Source organism: Micromonospora sp. NPDC023956 (genome assembly GCF_040639195.1).
In the GTDB taxonomy this organism is placed as follows: Bacteria; Actinomycetota; Actinomycetes; order Mycobacteriales; family Micromonosporaceae; genus Micromonospora.
In genome coordinates this window covers 233057-248407 of record NZ_JBEZZN010000007.1, presented here as the reverse complement: position 1 = coordinate 248407, position 15351 = coordinate 233057, and the positions used below count along the sequence as shown (strand labels likewise).

Genomic DNA, 15351 nt, shown 5'->3' with positions numbered 1-15351 from the left:
CCCCCTGATCTCGTTTGGGCTGGCATCTAGACGGATGCCCACACCCGGGGGCAGCAAACCACCCACCCCGTGCGGGACTACGACGTCGTGTCGGAGACGCCGGTCCGGCCCGGTACTCTCGTTGCCATGAAGCGGCTCTGGACACCGGCGTGGATCTTCCGCCACGTGGCCATGGTCGTGCTGGTCGTCGGGTTCTGCGCGCTGGGTTGGTGGCAGATCAGCCGGGCCGCCGCCGGCAACACCCTCAGCTGGGCGTACGCGGTGGAGTGGCCGATCTTCGCGGTCTTCGTGATCTTCGTGTGGTGGCGGGAGCTGCGCCACACGCTGCGCGGGGAGCCCGACCCGGCCGAGCCGGCCGGGGCGACGGACCAGTCGGTCGCCCCGCCCGGCACGGCTCCGGCCACCGCGGCGGCAGCCGCCGGAGAGTCCCCCAGCCCCACCACCCCGGCGGTACGCCGCCCGGTGCGGGTCGTACGGGCCACCGTCCCGGCCGGCGACGGCGAGGACGCCGACCTGGCCGAGTACAACCGCTACCTGACATGGTTGAACGCCAACCCGGGCGCGCGACCCGGTGACTACCCCGGTTGAGCCGGGGCGGAAGGACGACAGACCGTGGGCGCAGCCCTTACCCGGTACCGCGTGATCGCCTGGATCGTGGGCGTGGTGCTGATCCTGCTCGTGGTGATCGGTATGCCGCTGAAGTACGGATTCGACGACCCGATCGTGGTCGAGACGATCGGTCCGGCGCACGGCTTCCTCTACATGGTGTACCTCGTCGCCGCGTTCGACCTGGCCCGTCGGGCGAACTGGCCGCTGAAGCGGATGGCGCTGGTGATGCTCGCCGGCACGGTGCCGTTCGTCTCGTTCTACGCCGAGCGCCGGGTCAGCCACTGGGTGACCGCCGGCACCCGCACCCCCCAGCCGGTCGCCGGTTGACCCACCTCCGCCGGGAGGCGGTCGGGGTGGTGCGGCCGATCGGTGGACACCGCGCCCTCCCGTGGCGACGCGGAACCGGTTAGGTTGGGACGCCGGCCGGGGTGATCGTCACGGACGGGCCCGGCCGACACCGCCGGACGTCCGGCGGTCCGTCCCCGGGAGAGGAGTCCGCCACTCGTGTCCTCGTCGCTTCGGATCCTGCTGCGTTCACTGGTGACCGGTGGTCTGGTCGCTGTCCTGCTCGCCCCGGCCTCGGTGGTCCGGGCGGAGCCGACACCGGCCGAGCTGACCCGCCGGATCGACCGCACCTCGACCGAGCTGGAGCGGGTCGTCGAGTCCTGGAACAAGCTCAACGAGGACATCAAGGCCAACCGGGCGGCGGTGACGAAGCTGACCGCTCGGATCGGGCCGTTGGAGCGGCAGGTGGCCCAGGGGCGCGCCGACGTGGACCGGTACGCGGTCACCGCGTACAAGACCGGCGGGCTGGGCACCACGGAGGTACTGCTGCGCGCTGACGACCGGTCTGCCCTGCTCGCCCGGCTGGGCACCCTCGACCAGCTCACCCGACGCCGGGAGCAGCAGGTCGCCGGGTTCGGCGCGGACCGCCGCAAGCTGGTCGACGCCAAGGCGCGGCTGGAGGCCACCCTGACCCGGCAGGCCGCCCAGTCGCGGGAACTGGCCGCCGGGAAGAAGCGGATCGAGCGTGACCTGAGCCGCCTCTACGAGCTGCGCCGGCAGGCGTACGGGGCGGCCACGGAGAAACCCGCGCCGCCGGCCGCCCGGCCGAAGTCACCCACCGTCTCCGGTAAGGCCGGCGTCGCCGTCCGGTACGCGTACGGGGCGCTCGGCAAGCCGTACCGGTGGGGTGCCGAGGGTCCGGGCGGGTACGACTGTTCCGGGCTGACCCTGGCCGCCTGGCGGGCCGCCGGGAAGTCGCTGCCGCACAACGCGGCGATGCAGTGGAACGCCACCGCCCGGGTCAGTCGCTCCGAGCTGCGCTCCGGCGACCTGGTCTTCTACCGTGGTCTCGGGCACGTGGCGCTCTACGTCGGCGGCGGAAAGGTGATCCACGCCCCGACGTTCGGCCGCAACGTCGAGCTCCGGGACGTCGACCTGATGTCCCCGTACGGCTACGGCCGGGTGCGCTGAGCCTGCCCGCCGGCACCACCGGTACGCGGAACGGCCGGCGTCCGTCTTCGGACGCCGGCCGTACGCCGTCGTTGCCCGCCGCGCGGACGCCCCGGGTGTCAGGCCGCCCGGAGCCCCTCCGCGCGGGCCAGTTCCCGCAGCCGGCCGAGCGCCTGGATCTCCAGCTGCCGGATCCGCTCCCGGGAGAGCGAGAAGCGCGACGCGACCTCGGTCAGCGAGTGCTCCCGCCCGTCCTCCAGGCCGTACCGGGCCCGCATGATGCCGGCCGACCGGTCGTCGAGGTGGTTGAGCAGGCCCTCGATGCGCTGCCGCTCCAGGCCGGTGAGGACGATCTCCTCCGGCGACGGGGCGTCGCTGTCGGCCACCAGGTCACCGAGGTTGGTGTCGCCGTCGTCGCCCACCGGGGTGTCCAGCGAGACGGTGTCCTGCGACCAGCGGATCAGCTCGTTGACCCGCTCGACGGTGACGCCGAGCGCCGCCGCGACCTGCTCCGGCTCCGGGTCGCTGCCCAGCTCACGGGTCAGCTGACGGGCCATGTTGCGCATCCGGTTGACGTCCTCGACCAGGTGCACCGGCAGGCGCACGGTGCGCTCCTGCTGGGCGATCGCCCGGCTGATCGCCTGACGGATCCACCAGGTCGCGTAGGTGGAGAACTTGTAGCCCCGCTCGTAGTCGAACTTCTCGACCGCGCGGACCAGGCCGGTGTTGCCCTCCTGGATGAGGTCCAGCATGGGCATCCCGGAGCGGACGTAGCGGCGGGCGATCGACACGACCAGCCGCAGGTTCGCCCGGATGAACAGGTCCTTGGCCCGCTCCCCCTCGACGACCAGCCGTTCCAGGTCCTCCCGGTCGACGCCCTCGGGGATCCGGTCCGCGCCGAGCAGGTGCTCGGCGTAGAGGCCCGCCTCGATCGCCTTGGAAAGCTCGACCTCCCGCGCGGCGTCCAGCAGCGGCGTCCGGGAGATCTCGTGAAGGTAGACACCGACCAGGTCGCGCTCCTCGGCAACCTCGTCGGTTCGCATGCCGATGTTCTTGTCCACGTTGATCACGGTCCCCTCGCTCGCGCCGGTTGCCCGGTTCCTTGCCATCCCCACGCCCATCAGCCCTCCCCCGTAACCTCCGCTGTGCCCACCGGTGCTGACACCTACACAACAGATGGGACGCGTCGGGGATTCCATGTCATGAGTCGAAGCTGTCACGAATGCCTGAGTGCTAGCTGAAAGCACGGTTGACGTTTGCTGTCAGCATCCCGCCGGATGGTCGTCGGCGGGCATGGTGCAGGGCGGCGCGACAGTCGGGCGTGCCCTGTCATGGCACCATCGGGTACCCGCCGCGCGCAGCGACGCACGTCACCGGCGAACTGCGATTCCGGTCACTGTGACAGACGTACCGGCGGAGCGGTCGGTTCATCCACACCCGGATGAATACCCCGCCCCCCGGTGAAGTATCCCGCCCGCGGCGGGCGGGCGCGGTCCGGACGGCGGCGGGCGCGCTAGGTGGCGAGCAGGGCGAGCGCGCCGCGTACCTGGCCGGCGGAGCGGGTGAGCGCGGCCCGCGCCTTCGTCACGTCGGCGCCGGAGACCAGTGAGACCAGGGCGGTCTTCAGATCGCCGTCGGCCGCGTGCAGGGCCTGCCGGCAGAGTTCCTCGCTGCACCCGGTCGCCTCGACCAGGATCGTGATCATCCGTCCCCGGAGTTTGGCGTTGGTGGCCACCACGTCGATCATGAGGTTCGAGTAGACCCGTCCGAGGCGGACCATGACGGCGGTGGAGAAGGCGTTCAGCACCAGCTTCTGCGCGGTGCCCGCCTTCATCCGGGTCGACCCGGTCACCACCTCGGGGCCGGTGTCGACCCCGATGAAGACGTCCACGTCCCGGGCGGCCTCGGCCTCCGGGTTGGCGCAGAGCAGCACCGTCGCGGCCTGCCGGGCCCGGGACGCGGCCAGCGCCCCGAGAACGTACGGTGTGCGTCCACTGGCGGCCAGACCGACCACCACGTCACCGGAGGCCACGCATCCGGCCGCCTCGGCGGCGCCGAGCCGGTGGTTGTCCTCGGCGTCCTCGACCGCCTGCCACATCGCGTCCTGCCCGCCGGCGACGTGGGCGCAGAACCAGTCCCGGGGGGAGTTGAAGGTGGGGATCAGCTCGACCGCGTCCAGCACACCGAGCCGGCCCGAGGTGCCCGCACCGAAGTAGTGCACACGGTGCCCGTCGCGCAGCGCGGTCACCGCGAGGTCGACGGCGGCGGCGATCTCGTCGAGCACCTCGGCCACCGCCGCCGGCACCCGCCGGTCCGCCTCGTTGATGACCGCGAGCATGTCCCGGGTGGACATCAGGTCGAGGTCGGCGCTGAGCGGGTTACGCCGTTCGGTCGGCGCACCCACCCGGACCACCGGACGGACCTCGGGCGGGATCTGGTCGGTGGTCATGCCTTCCTCCGGGTGGAGCCGACCCGGCGGGACCGGACCGCCTCGGCGGTGACCTCCAGGGCCTTCCGGGCCTTGACGCGGTTGCGGGCGGCGACCCCGACGAAGAGGCAGTCGACCACGGTGAGCTGGGCGAGGCGGCTGGCCATCGCCCCGGAGCGGTACGTCGTCTCCCGGGCCGCCGTGGTGAGGACGAAGTCCGCGCCCTCGGTGATCGGCGACCGGGGGTAGTTGGTCAGGGCGACGGTGAGCGCGCCCTGGGCTCGCGCCTGCTCCAGCACCTCGATCACGTCCGAGGTCGTCCCGGTGTGCGAGATGCCCACCGCCACGTCTCCCCGGCCGAGCAGGGCGGCCGAGGTGAGCGCGGTGTGCACGTCGGGGAAGTAGAAGGCGGTGCGGCCGATCCGGTGCAGCTTCTGCTGGAAGTCGGAGGCGACGAACCCGCTGGCCCCGGCGCCGTAGATGTCGACCCGGCCGGCGTGGGAGATCGCTTCCACCACCTGCTCGCACACCGCCGGGTCCAGCTGCTCGGCCGTCTCCTCGACGGCGCGGGCGTCGTTGAACGCGATGGTGGCGATGATCTGGGCGAGGTCGGCGCCGGGAGGGATGTCACCCCCGACGACCCGGGCGTCCGGCGGCTCGATCCGGCGCGCCGCCTCGGCGGCGAGCCGGATCCGCAGCTGCGGGTAACCGTTCATGCCGACCGAGCGGCAGAACCGGATCACCGTCGCCTCCGACGTCTCGGCGGCGGTGGCGAGGTCGGTGATGGTCCGGCGCGCGGCGTCGGCCGGGTCGGCCACGACCAGGCGGGCGACCCGCTGCTCGGCCGGCGAGAGCGAGGGCAGCAGGCCACTGATGTGGACGATCAGCCCGCCGGGCTCGTGACTCCGGCTCGCGGAACCGCCCGGCCCGCTTCTCGCTGAGCCACCAGGCTCGTTCCTCGCGGAAATCTTCGGACTCTTCGCCACGGATGAAACTTACTTTCATCAGGCGTACGCGTCAACCACGATCCGGCTTATCGGGAAAACTCGTTCCGAGTGGTCACCGCCCACCCTCAGCGTGCCATTCCCGCAGGACGGTCGCCTCGTCCGCCGGGTCGAGTCCACCCTGCCGGACGGCGCCGGGATCCGCCTCCATCCAGGCCAGGGTCCTGCGGGCGCTCTCCGCCACCGGCCGGGTGACCAGTCCGGCCGCGAGCGCCGGGCGGGCGTCCCGGGCGAGGAAGCCGGCCCAGTCCGCGCCGGGCACCCAGAGCGGCAGGGAGCGCGCCCCCGACCAGGGGTTCACCTCCCGGGCCTGGAGGAAGTCACCATCCACCCAGGTCAGGCGGGGTTCGGCCGAGCCTACACCGGCCGCGATGCCGCGCAGCGCCGCTGCCCGGGGAACCGCCGCGCCGATGCCGTCGTAGGTGCCGGTCAGGCCGGTCCCGGCGGCGTGCAGGAGCCAGGCGGCCAGGTCGTCGACGTCGACGTACTGCACCGGATCGTCGGGTCCGCCGGGAGCGAGCACCTCGCCGCCGGCCGCGAGCCGCCGCACCCAGTACGGGAACCGGTCGCTCGGGTCCTCAGGTCCGATGATCAGGCCGGCCCGGCAGACGAAGAGCCGCTCCACCGCCTCGGCGTACGCCCGCTCGATGCTGACCTTGCACTCGCCGTACCACGTGAAGTCCGGGCCCGGCCCGGTCACGCCGTCCGGGGCCGGCGGGAGCAGCGGGGTGTCCGGCACGCCCCCGCCGGGGGTCGCGAAGCTGGCGTAGACGGAGATGCTGGAGACGAAGGACCAGTGGCCGACCCGGTCGGCGAGGGCGGCGAGGGTGTGCCGGGCCTGGTCCAGCCAACGGGTGACGTCGATCGCCGCGTCGAACCGCTCACCGTCGAGCGGTGCGAGCCCGGCGGGGTCGGACCGGTCCGCCGCCACGAACCGTACGCCCGCCACGGGTGCGCCCGACGTGCCCCGGGCCACGCAGGTGACGTCGTGCCCCCCGGCCACGGCGAGCCGGGCCACCGCCCGGCCGAGGAACTGGGTACCACCAAGGATGAGGAGTCGCATGGCGACGATGCTGCTCCCGGCCGGACGGAACCTCCAGGTCGGTTAGCCCTGGGCAGAAGCGTTACGCCCTCGGCGCAACCCGCGTCCCGGCGCGGCCGGTGACCCGGACGACCACCGTGCCGGCGCGGCTGTCGGTCCCGCCGGTCCCGGTGCGGGTCACCCGCGCCGGGCGCCCGCAACCGCTAGCGTGTGCCGCATGACGGAGCGGAGCGTACTGGTCACGGGTGGCGGCGGCGGACTGGGCGGCGCGGTGACCGCCGCCTTCACGGCGGCGGGCTGGCGGGTGGTAGTGGCCGACCTGCGTCCGGGCGACGGGGACGGGTCGCTCGCCGTCGCCGCCGACCTCACCGACCCGGCCGGGGCGGCACGGGCGGTGGAGGTGGCCGCGGGCGAACCGGCCGCCCCGCTGCGCGCCGTGGTCAACCTGGTCGGTGGGTACGCCAGCGGCGGGCTGGTGCACGAGACTCCGGTCGAGGAGTTCGACCGGATGTTCACCCTGAACCTGCGTCCGACGTACCTGGTCACCCGGGCGGCGCTGCCCCGGTTGACGGCGGCCGGGGGCGGCGCGGTGGTCTGCGTGTCGGCACGGGCCGCCCTCGCGCCCTTCCCCGGTGTGGCGGGCTACGTGACCGCCAAGGCGGCGGTGCTGGCGTTCGCCAACGCGGTGGCGGTGGAGTACCGCGCGAGCGGGGTGCGCTGCAACACCGTCCTGCCGAGCGTGATCGACACTCCGGCCAACCGGGCCGCCCAGCCCGACGCCGACCACAGCCGGTGGGTCGACCCGGCGCAGATCGCCCCGGTGGTGCGCTTCCTGGCCGGTGACGAGTCCGCACCGACCAGCGGCGCGGCCGTCCCGGTGCACGGCCGCGCCTGAGCACCCGCGACCGGCGGTCAGGGGTGGGCGGAGGCGGCCAGCGGGGTGAGCAGGGGCGGCCGGGGCACCGGCGCGTCGGCCGCCGGCAGCCAGGCCGCCAGGTGGTCGCGGATCTGTCGGGTCACCTCGTCCGGCGTCCGGTTGGCGTCGATCACCACGAACGTCGGGAACTCCGGCAGCGACCGGTACGCCGCGTCGGCCGCCCCGAGGTAGTCGATCGGCTCGTGGTCGGTGCCACGCCGCTCGATCCGCCGGTACGCCTCCATCGGCTCGACCGCGAGCAGGAAGGTGATCTGTGGCGCCGGGAAGAGCCGGTAGGTCAGCCGGGCCAGCCGCTCGCCCCGCCGGCCGTCGTGGGCGCGGATGCTGGCGTACTGGCAGACGGCGTACCGGTCCATCACCGCCGTCCGACCGGTGAGCAGGGTGCCGAGCAGCGCCCGCGCGATGGCGAGCCAGCGCAGCACCGACTCGACGGTGAGCATGCCCCGGTTGCCGAGCAGTCCCTGGGCGTCGTGACGCCCGAGCCGCTGGGCGAGCCGGCCGAGCCAGGCGCGTCCGCCCGCGTTGCGGTGGTAGGTGGCCGGCAGTCCGGCCGCGGTGAGGGCATCGGCGAGCCGGTGCGCCTGGGTCGTCTTGCCCGAGCCGTCGATGCCGATCAGGGCGACGGCGCGCAGTCGGGCCGTGCCGCGCCGCGCCCACAGTGATCTGGCCACCCTCCCGAGGATATCCGACCCACGCTTGACAGGTAGGCCACCTACCGTCATACCGACACGAACCGGATTTACCTCACAATGGGTCCAGGCTCCGCCCCGGTGACAGGTGTGGCCGATCGGAATGCCGGGTACGCAACTTCATTGCCGACCACCGACCAGGGAGACTTCGATGGCACAAAACGGGGACGCCAGTCTGTTGCACACCCTCAAGCGGGTCGCCGCTGTGCTGAAGCAGTCCGACATCCCCTTCGCCCTGGGCGGCAGCTTCGCCGTCTACGCGCACGGCGGACACTCCAGCGAGCACGACGTCGACTTCCTGATCCGCCACCAGGACGTCGAGTCGGCCCTCGAGGCACTGGTGGCGGACGGCTTCACCGCCGAGCGCCCGCCGGAGGACTGGCTGGTCAAGGTCTACGACGACGGGCGGATGGTGGACCTGATCCACCGGCCGATCGAGACGCCGGTGACCGAGGAGACCTTCGCCGACACGATGATCCGGCCGGTGGACGCGATCCACATGCCGGTGCTCTCGGCCACCCAGCTCATGGTGCACAAGCTGCTCAGCTTCTCCCAGCACTACTGCGACTTCGCCCGTGGCCTCCCCCTCGCCCGTTCCCTGCGGGAGCAGATCGACTGGGAACGGGTACGGAAGGAGACCCAGCACTCTCCGTACGCCGAGGCGTTCCTGGTGCTGCTGGACCGGCTCGACGTGGTGCCGTACTCCGGCGCCCCGGAAGGAAGGGAGCAACCGTGACCGACCACCTCAGCGCCGCCACCGGACCACCCGACGAGTACGTCGAGGCCGAGATCCAGCGACTGCTGACCGAGGACCCGGCCGTCGCCGAGCAGGGCATCACCGTGGTCCGCCGGGAGCACGGCCTGGTGCTCTACGGCGAGGTCGAAAGCCCGCACCGTCGTGAGGAGATCGTGCGTCGGGTCACCGAGCGCTTCCCGGACGTCCCGGTCACCAGCGACATCGGGGTGACCCGCGCCCAGGCCCCGACGGAGATCGAGGAGCTGCCGTGAGGGGGACTGAATCATGATCCGGATCGCCGCCGTCGGCGACGTGCATCTCGACGAGGACGTGGTGGGCCGGTTCCGCCCCGCCCTGGAGGAGCTGCCCGACCACGCCGACGCGCTGCTGCTCGCCGGGGACCTGACCCGGCACGGCACGGAGAACGAGGCCCGCTGCGTGGCCGAGGAGTTCGGCGGGCTCGGCGTACCCGTGATCACCGTGCTGGGCAACCACGACCACCAGTGCGACCAGGTGCCGCAGGTGGTCAAGGTCCTGGAGGACGCGGGCATCACCGTGCTGGAGGGCGACGGCGTCGTGCTCGACTGCGGCGGACGCCGGCTCGGGGTGGCCGGGGTGAAGGGCTTCGGCGGCGGTTTCGCCGGGCGCTGTGCCAGCGACTTCGGCGAGCCGGAGATGAAGGCCTTCGTCCGGACCACCACCGACAGCGCCGACCGGCTGGGCGCGGCACTGCGCGGGCTGGACTGCGACGTGCTGGTGGCGCTGACGCACTACGCGCCGGTGCCGGACACCCTCGCCGGGGAACCCCTGGAGATCTACCCGTTCCTCGGCTCGTACCAGCTCGGTCAGGCGATCGACTCGGCGCCCACCGCACTGGCCCTGCACGGGCACGCGCACGCCGGCAGCGAGCGCGGCACCACGCCCGGCGGGGTGCGGGTCCGCAACGTCGCGCACCCTGTGATCAAGCAGGCCTACAGCATCTTCCACCTGGGCAACCAGACCGACTGAGGACAGGTTTCCCGAAACTGGGGGTCGGGTATTCAGCAGTTATGGAGCTGATTCTCTGGATTCTCGCAGTCGTACTCGTGATCGCCGGCATCATGGCGCTGTTCCGCCGGCAGATCCTGTGGGGCGTCGTCCTCATCGTGGTGGGCCTGCTGGTCGGCCCGGGTGGTGTCAGCATCTTCAGTAGTTGACGTTCGTCATCCGTATCCCCGAAGACCCGCCGGGGTCGTCGGACCGGGTTCTCCGTCCTCCCGACAGGAGAACCCGGGCCGACGGCCCCGGCGCCGCATGTCGGTGGCCCCTGCGGCGGGTCGGCCGGGCGGTCCCGGTCCGGTGGCGTCGGCGGGTTTGCGGAGCGGCCCGTCCGGGGACCTCAGGGGCATGACGATGGCCCACGGCGCCGCCCGGACCCACGGGATCCGTCCCTGGCTGGCCCTGCTCGGTTTCGGCGCCGCCGTGGTCGTCGCCGCGGGGATCGGCGTGCTCGGCGTGTCGAACACCTCCGGCGAGTACGCGAGCCTGCGCCAGCCCGCCTGGGCGCCCCCGTCGTGGCTGTTCGGCCCGGTCTGGTCCCTGCTCTACGCCATGATCGCCGTGGCCGGTTGGCTGGTGTGGCGCCGGGTCGGCTTCGGACCCGCACTGGGAGCCTGGGCGGCACAGCTCGTGCTCAACGCGATCTGGACCCCGGTCTTCTTCGGCGCGGGCCGGTACGGCCTGGCCTTCCTCGACATCGTCGTGCTCTGGTTGCTGATCGGGCTCACCGTCGCCCTCTTCCGGCGGGTCTCCCGGCCGGCCACCCTGCTGATGCTGCCCTACTGGGCCTGGGTGACCTTCGCCGCGTGCCTCAACCTCGCCATCTGGCGACTCAACTGACGACGCGCACCGCCCCGTCGCTGCCGGCCCAGCTCTGCCGGCAGCGACGGGGCGGCGACGGGTGCGGTCAGCAGCGCGGCACGCCGGGGATGAAGCCGTCGTAGCCGGTGTGGACGTAGGCGTCGGCGATGAACCGGCCGGAGCCGATCCGGTCCCAGATGTTGCTGGTGCCGTAGGTGCCGGTGACGGTGGTGCCGGTGGTCTGGCACTGGATGGTGACCCGGGTGCCGTCGGCGACCGTACCCACCGAGCTGTGGCCGGTACCCGGACCGGAGCGCACGGTCAGCGGGGTGCCGCTGGTGTTCACCGTTCCGGAGCCGCTCGAACCGGAGCAACCGTTGTCGCTGGTGTAGGTCTTGGTGCCCCAGTACAGCGCGAGGCTGCCGTTGAACCGGATCTGGATGTCGTTGCCGTTGAGCCGCTGCTCGTAGTGCAGGTGCGGGCCGGTCGACCCACCGGTGGTGCCGACGTAACCGATCACCGTGCCGTACCCGACCGACTTGCCGACGGTGATCCCGCTGGCGAAGCCGTTCAGGTGGGCGTAGTAGGTGTGGTAGCCGCCGCTGTGGCTGATCCGGACGTACTTGCCGTAGCTGGTCCCGCCGAGGTCGGTCACCCGGTCGACCGTGCCCGGGGCGCTGGCCACCACCGGGTCGCCGAGGTCGTCGGTGCGGTTGAAGTCGATGGAGTTCGCCGGGCTGTGGTTGGTGCGGGTCTGGCCCGACCAGGCCTGTCCGCACTTGAAGGGCACCTTGAAGGTGGGTGCCGCCATGGCCGGGGCCGCCGGCACCACGACCGTCGCGGCGAGTAGTCCGGCCGCCGCCGCCAGTGTGAGCAACCGCTTACGCATCCAGAGCCTCCTATGTCGAAAGCTTTCCATTGCTGGATGACAGAGTGACAGAAAACTTCAGCCGTCGAAAGGGATCGATTGAAGGTTCTCCGGCTGGTAGGGGGCGCGCTCCGGGTAGACCTCAGGGTTTCCGGATTGTTACTTGCTCGTGTCCGGCAGGGGGCTGGACCGACGCCGATGCAAGCGCTTACATGTGGAGACGCCCAATCGGATCGGCGAGGTCACCGCTTACGACCGCGCCGCCTAGTGAAGGAGGACGGCATGGCGGTCTCTGCCAGACCACGCCAGGCCATCGCGATCATCGGTGCGCTGGGACTGGTGCTCTCCGCCACCGCCTGCGGCAGCGACGACGACAAGAGTGGCAACAACGCCGGCTCGGCGGAGTGCTCGGCATACGAGAAGTACAAGGGCAACGACGGCAAGAAGGTTTCGATCTACGCGTCGATCCGGGACGCCGAGGCCGACCTGCTCGAGCAGTCCTGGGAGCAGTTCGTGGACTGCACCGGCATCGAGATCGACTACGAGGGTAGCGGTGAGTTCGAGGCGCAGCTCCAGGTGCGCGTCGACGGCGGCAACGCCCCGGACATCGCCTTCATCCCGCAGCCCGGCCTGCTGGGTCGGTTCGCCCAGGCCGGCAAGCTCAAGGAGGCCTCGGCCGACACCAAGGCGATGGCCGAGCAGAACTACTCGCCCGACTGGCTGAAGTACAGCACCGTCGACGGCAAGTTCTACGGCGCTCCGCTCGGCTCGAACGTGAAGTCGTTCGTCTGGTACTCCCCGAAGACCTTCAAGGAGAAGGGCTGGGAGGTTCCGACCACCTGGGACCAGCTCATCGCGCTGAGCGACAAGATCGCCGCGGACGGCACCAAGCCGTGGTGCGTCGGTATCGAGTCCCAGGACGCGACCGGCTGGCCGGCCACCGACTGGATCGAAGACCTGATGCTGCGCACGCAGACCCCCGAGGTCTACGACCAGTGGACCACCCACGGCATCCCGTTCAACGACCCGAAGGTCGCCGAGGCGCTCAACCGGGCCGGCACCATCCTCAAGAACGAGAAGTACGTCAACGGCGGCTTCGGCGGCGTCAAGAGCATCGTCACCACCTCCTTCCAGGAGGCCGGCACGCCGATCCTGCAGAACAAGTGCGCCCTGCACCGCCAGGCGTCCTTCTACGCCAACAACTGGCCCGAGGGCACCAAGGTGGCCGAGGACGGCGACGTCTTCGCGTTCTACTTCCCGGCCATCGACGAGGCCAAGGGCAAGCCGGTCCTCGGTGGTGGCGAGTTCACCGTCGCCTTCGCCGACCGCCCGGAGGTCCAGGCGGTGCAGACCTACCTCGCCTCCGGTGAGTACGCCAACTCCCGTGCCAAGCTCGGCAACTGGGTCTCGGCGAACAACAAGCTGGACTCGGCGAACGTGGCCAACCCGATCGACAAGCTCTCCGTCCAGATCCTCCAGGACAAGGGGACCGTCTTCCGGTTCGACGGCTCCGACCTGATGCCCGGCGCCGTCGGCGCGGGCACCTTCTGGAAGGGCATGATCGACTGGATCAACGGCAAGGACACCGCCACCGTGCTCAACACCATCGAGAGCAGCTGGCCCAAGTGAGTCGTCCGGGGGGCCGGTCCGCGTCACGCGGGCCGGCCTCCCGGCGCCGCCGGGCCGCGATTCCCTGGGAGTGCGGATGAACTTCGACTTCGCCGACGAGTCACCGAAGCTCGTCATGTTGCTGTACGGCCTGGTGGCCTTCGTCGTGGTGGTGGGCGGTCTACTCCTGCTGCTGGACGCGGTGCCGGCCTGGTTCGCCCGTCGCCGGGAGGCCCAACTGGTCGCCGCGGCGGAGGGGGGAGCGCCGCTGTCCCGTCGGCGCACCAAGCCCCGGGAGGGCCTCTTCGCGCTCTTCTTCCTGCTACCCACCGTGCTGCTGCTCACCATCGGGCTTGTCGTGCCGGCGGTCCGCACCACGATCCTGTCGTTCATGGACGGCGGCAGCGACAACTGGGTGGGGCTGCGCAACTACGGGTGGATCTTCACGCAGGACGACATCCTGCGGGTGGTCATCAACACCATGGTCTGGGTGTTCCTGGTGCCGCTGGTCGCCACCACGATCGGCCTGCTCTACGCGGTCATGGTGGACAAGGCCCGGCTGGAGGCGCTCGCCAAGTCGCTGATCTTCATGCCGATGGCGATCTCCTTCGTCGGCGCCAGCATCATCTGGAAGTTCGTCTACGCCTACCGGGGCGACGGACAGGAGCAGATCGGCCTGCTCAACCAGATCGTGGTCAGCCTCGGTGGGGAGCCGAAGCAGTGGCTGCTCGAGTCGCCGCTGAACACGCTCCTGCTGATCGTGATCATGGTGTGGATCCAGGCCGGCTTCGCGATGGTGGTGCTCTCCGCGGCGATCAAGGCCATCCCCGCCGAGATCGTCGAGGCGGCCCGGCTGGACGGCGTCAACCCGTGGCAGATGTTCTGGCAGGTGACCCTGCCGAGCATCCGACCGGCGCTGATCGTGGTCGTGGTGACCATCTCGATCGCCACGCTGAAGGTCTTCGACATCGTCCGGACCAGCACCAACGGCAACTACGACACCAGCGTGGTCGCCAACGAGATGTACAACCAGGCGTTCCGGTACGGCCAGAACGGGCAGGGCGCCGCGCTGGCGGTCTTCCTCTTCGTCCTGGTCATCCCGATCGTGATCTACCAGATCCGCAACCTGCGGCAGCAGCGGGAGGGCTGAGATGACCACCACCACTCCCCCGGTCGCCGCCGGCACGCAGAAGACCGGCGGAGGCGGGACCACCGCCGCCGCCCGGGTCCGAAAGCGGCTGAGCAGCCGGACCGCGACCCTGGTCTCGATCGTCATCGCGGTGATCTGGACCATCCCCACCTTCGGTCTGTTCATCTCGTCCCTCCGCCCGGAGGACGAGATCAAGACCACCGGCTGGTGGACGTTCTTCACCGACCCGCAGATCACCTTCGAGAACTACCAGCAGGTCCTCTTCGGGCGGTCGTCCTCTTCCGGCCAGTTGGCGAGCTACTTCGTCAACTCGCTGGTGATCACGCTGCCCTCGGTGCTCTTCCCGCTGGCCTTCGCGGCACTCGCCGCGTACGCCCTGGCCTGGATCAACTTCCGGGGCCGGGACTGGGTCTACATCGCCATCTTCGCGTTGCAGATCGTGCCGCTCCAGATGGCCCTGGTGCCGCTGCTGAGCTTCTTCTCCACCGGGGTCAGTGTCGGCGGCATCACGCTGATGCCGGCGTGGGACCTCGCCGACGAGCAGAAGTTCGTGCAGGTCTGGTTCGCACACACCTGCTTCGCGCTGCCGCTGGCGGTGTTCCTGCTGCACAACTTCATCTCGCAACTGCCGAGGGACCTGATGGAGGCGGCCCGGGTCGACGGGGCCACCCACCCCAAGATCTTCCGCAGCGTCGTCCTGCCACTGATCACCCCGGCGCTGGCGGCCTTCGGCATCTTCCAGTTCCTCTGGGTCTGGAACGACCTGCTCGTCGCGCTGATCTTCGCCGGTGGCGGCAACGAAACGGCACCGCTCACCGTACGGCTGGCCGAGATGGCCGGCACCCGGGGCAACGAGTGGCAGCGGCTCACCGCCGGTGCGTTCGTCTCGATCGTCGTACCGCTGGTCGTCTTCCTGTCCCTCCAGCGTTACTTCGTGCGGGGCCTGCTCGCGGGTAGCGTCAAGGGTTGATTCCGGCGTCGGCCGC

General features: G+C 71.0%; 18 protein-coding genes. 12 read left to right on the top strand and 6 right to left on the bottom strand.

What is annotated here, in order from left to right; translation table 11 throughout:
- Positions 1-126: 126 nt before the first annotated feature.
- The 3 genes from AB0F58_RS16470 (at position 127) to AB0F58_RS16460 (ending at position 2085) form a co-directional block, all read left to right on the top strand.
- On the top strand, positions 127-588 hold the full coding sequence (locus tag AB0F58_RS16470) for a hypothetical protein (protein WP_357143080.1): 462 nt from the start codon (positions 127-129) through the stop codon (positions 586-588).
- A gap of 24 nt (positions 589-612) precedes the next feature.
- Positions 613-936 (top strand): DUF3817 domain-containing protein, encoded by a 324-nt coding sequence (locus tag AB0F58_RS16465; protein ID WP_357143078.1) that lies wholly within the window; start codon positions 613-615, stop codon positions 934-936.
- A 177-nt stretch (positions 937-1113) separates the two neighbouring features.
- Positions 1114-2085, top strand: coding sequence for an NlpC/P60 family protein (locus AB0F58_RS16460; RefSeq protein WP_357143076.1), 972 nt, complete (start codon positions 1114-1116; stop codon positions 2083-2085).
- Between the two features lie 98 nt (positions 2086-2183).
- On the opposite strand, the gene AB0F58_RS16455 is transcribed toward AB0F58_RS16460, so the two are convergent.
- The 4 genes from AB0F58_RS16455 to AB0F58_RS16440 form a co-directional block, all read right to left on the bottom strand.
- The gene (locus AB0F58_RS16455) at positions 2184-3173 is read right to left on the bottom strand and encodes a sigma-70 family RNA polymerase sigma factor (protein WP_357143276.1); all 990 of its coding nucleotides are present in this window, start codon (positions 3171-3173) and stop codon (positions 2184-2186) included.
- Positions 3174-3577: 404 nt separating this feature from the next.
- A complete protein-coding gene (gene murQ / locus AB0F58_RS16450; RefSeq protein ID WP_357143074.1) occupies positions 3578-4513 on the bottom strand; it encodes an N-acetylmuramic acid 6-phosphate etherase in 936 nt (311 codons plus the stop codon).
- On the bottom strand, positions 4510-5379 hold the full coding sequence (locus AB0F58_RS16445; RefSeq protein ID WP_357143274.1) for a MurR/RpiR family transcriptional regulator: 870 nt from the start codon (positions 5377-5379) through the stop codon (positions 4510-4512). Before AB0F58_RS16445 ends, murQ begins: the two co-directional genes overlap by 4 nt.
- Positions 5380-5551: 172 nt before the next feature.
- Positions 5552-6559, bottom strand: coding sequence for an NAD-dependent epimerase/dehydratase family protein (locus tag AB0F58_RS16440; protein WP_357143072.1), 1008 nt, complete (start codon positions 6557-6559; stop codon positions 5552-5554).
- A 196-nt stretch (positions 6560-6755) separates the two neighbouring features.
- On the opposite strand from AB0F58_RS16440, the gene AB0F58_RS16435 reads away from it, so the two are divergent.
- Positions 6756-7433 (top strand): SDR family NAD(P)-dependent oxidoreductase, encoded by a 678-nt coding sequence (locus AB0F58_RS16435; protein WP_357143070.1) that lies wholly within the window; start codon positions 6756-6758, stop codon positions 7431-7433.
- A gap of 17 nt (positions 7434-7450) precedes the next feature.
- Here the strand turns inward: AB0F58_RS16435 and AB0F58_RS16430 are convergent, their stop codons facing one another.
- Positions 7451-8146 carry a dTMP kinase gene (locus AB0F58_RS16430; protein ID WP_357143068.1) on the bottom strand — a complete coding sequence of 232 codons (696 nt, stop codon included), beginning with the start codon at positions 8144-8146 and terminating at the stop codon, positions 7451-7453.
- 169 nt (positions 8147-8315) lie between these two features.
- Here AB0F58_RS16430 and AB0F58_RS16425 point away from each other — a divergent pair, with 169 nt between their 5' ends.
- The 5 genes from AB0F58_RS16425 to AB0F58_RS16405 all read left to right on the top strand — a co-directional run bounded on the left by AB0F58_RS16425 (position 8316) and on the right by AB0F58_RS16405 (position 10778).
- Entirely contained in the window at positions 8316-8900 is a 585-nt protein-coding gene (locus AB0F58_RS16425; RefSeq protein WP_357143066.1) for a nucleotidyltransferase, read from the top strand.
- The gene (locus AB0F58_RS16420) at positions 8897-9172 is read left to right on the top strand and encodes a hypothetical protein (protein WP_357143064.1); all 276 of its coding nucleotides are present in this window, start codon (positions 8897-8899) and stop codon (positions 9170-9172) included. Before AB0F58_RS16425 ends, AB0F58_RS16420 begins: the two co-directional genes overlap by 4 nt.
- Before the next feature lie 10 nt (positions 9173-9182).
- On the top strand, positions 9183-9908 hold the full coding sequence (locus tag AB0F58_RS16415; RefSeq protein ID WP_357143272.1) for a metallophosphoesterase: 726 nt from the start codon (positions 9183-9185) through the stop codon (positions 9906-9908).
- Between the two features lie 41 nt (positions 9909-9949).
- Complete coding sequence (locus AB0F58_RS16410; RefSeq protein WP_357143062.1) at positions 9950-10096, top strand: GPGG-motif small membrane protein; 147 nt, start codon at positions 9950-9952, stop codon at positions 10094-10096.
- 190 nt (positions 10097-10286) lie between these two features.
- Positions 10287-10778 (top strand): TspO/MBR family protein, encoded by a 492-nt coding sequence (locus tag AB0F58_RS16405; protein ID WP_357143060.1) that lies wholly within the window; start codon positions 10287-10289, stop codon positions 10776-10778.
- Between the two features lie 67 nt (positions 10779-10845).
- Here AB0F58_RS16405 and AB0F58_RS16400 read toward each other — a convergent pair whose 3' ends face one another.
- Entirely contained in the window at positions 10846-11628 is a 783-nt protein-coding gene (locus AB0F58_RS16400; RefSeq protein ID WP_357143058.1) for a peptidoglycan DD-metalloendopeptidase family protein, read from the bottom strand.
- 261 nt (positions 11629-11889) lie between these two features.
- Between AB0F58_RS16400 and AB0F58_RS16395 the strand changes: the two genes are divergently transcribed.
- From AB0F58_RS16395 to AB0F58_RS16385, 3 genes are all read left to right on the top strand, one after another.
- A complete protein-coding gene (locus tag AB0F58_RS16395; RefSeq protein ID WP_357143056.1) occupies positions 11890-13236 on the top strand; it encodes an ABC transporter substrate-binding protein in 1347 nt (448 codons plus the stop codon).
- 76 nt (positions 13237-13312) lie between these two features.
- A complete protein-coding gene (locus AB0F58_RS16390) occupies positions 13313-14365 on the top strand; it encodes a sugar ABC transporter permease (protein WP_357143054.1) in 1053 nt (350 codons plus the stop codon).
- 1 nt (position 14366) lies between these two features.
- Positions 14367-15335: a carbohydrate ABC transporter permease gene (locus AB0F58_RS16385; RefSeq protein WP_357143052.1), complete on the top strand. Its 969-nt coding sequence runs from the start codon at positions 14367-14369 to the stop codon at positions 15333-15335.
- The last annotated feature ends 16 nt before the right edge of the window (positions 15336-15351 follow it).